The sequence below is a fragment of the Dyella japonica DSM 16301 genome, assembly GCF_001010355.1.
Lineage (GTDB): Bacteria > Pseudomonadota > Gammaproteobacteria > Xanthomonadales > Rhodanobacteraceae > Dyella > Dyella japonica.
This window is the reverse complement of record NZ_JPLA01000126.1, coordinates 1-796: the sequence shown is the minus strand read 5'-3', so window position 1 is coordinate 796 and position 796 is coordinate 1. Positions and strand designations below refer to the sequence as shown.

Annotated in this window: 2 protein-coding genes; both read left to right on the top strand. The window is 40.2% G+C overall.

Annotated elements, in window-relative coordinates:
• Positions 1 to 258: LemA family protein (locus Y882_RS19585; protein ID WP_162207440.1), on the top strand; the 258-nt coding region annotated here is incomplete at its 5' end.
• Between the two features lies 1 nt (position 259).
• The coding region (locus tag Y882_RS19580; RefSeq protein ID WP_156171600.1) for a M48 family metalloprotease at positions 260 to 796 on the top strand (537 nt) is incomplete at its 3' end.

The window sequence follows — 796 nt, the reverse complement described above, 5'->3', positions numbered from 1 at the left end:
GTTGCAGAAAATTACCCAGAATTGAAAGCAAGTACGAACTTTGTAAAATTGCAAGAAGAACTGACTAACACTGAAAATAAAAGTTCGTATTCTCGTCAACTTTATAATAGTGTAACAAGCAATTACAATGTGAAGCTGGAAACATTTCCAAGTAATATTATTGCTGGAATGTTCAGCTTTAAGCCGGCAGATTTCTTAGCTGTCCCAGAAGAAGAAAAATCTGTACCAAAAGTTGATTTTAGCGGTCTAGGTGACTAATATGCTCTTTGATCAAATTGCTAGTAATAAAAGACGAACGTGGGTTCTCTTGATTGCTTTTTTTGCTCTGTTAGCGATTATTGGAGCAGCAGTCGGCTATTTATGGCTAGATTCAACTCTCGGTGGTGTGATAATTGCCTTTATCATTGGTGTAATTTATGCTTTTAGCATGATTTTCCAGTCTACTGAGGTTGTCATGTCTATGAACGGTGCTCGACAAGTCACTGAGGCTGAAGCTCCTGACCTTTATCATGTGGTAGAGGATATGGCAATGGTAGCACAAGTTCCGATGCCACGGGTGTATATTGTAGAGGATTCATCGCCCAATGCTTTTGCGACTGGTTCAAAGCCTGAAAATGCAGCAGTTGCTGCAACGACAGGATTGCTAAATCTAATGAATCGTGAAGAGCTGGAAGCGGTTATTGGACATGAAGTGAGCCATATCCGTAATTATGATATTCGGATTTCAACAATTGCGGTAGCACTTGTTAGTGCAGTGACCATGCTATCTAGCCTAGCTGGACGAATGATGTGGTTT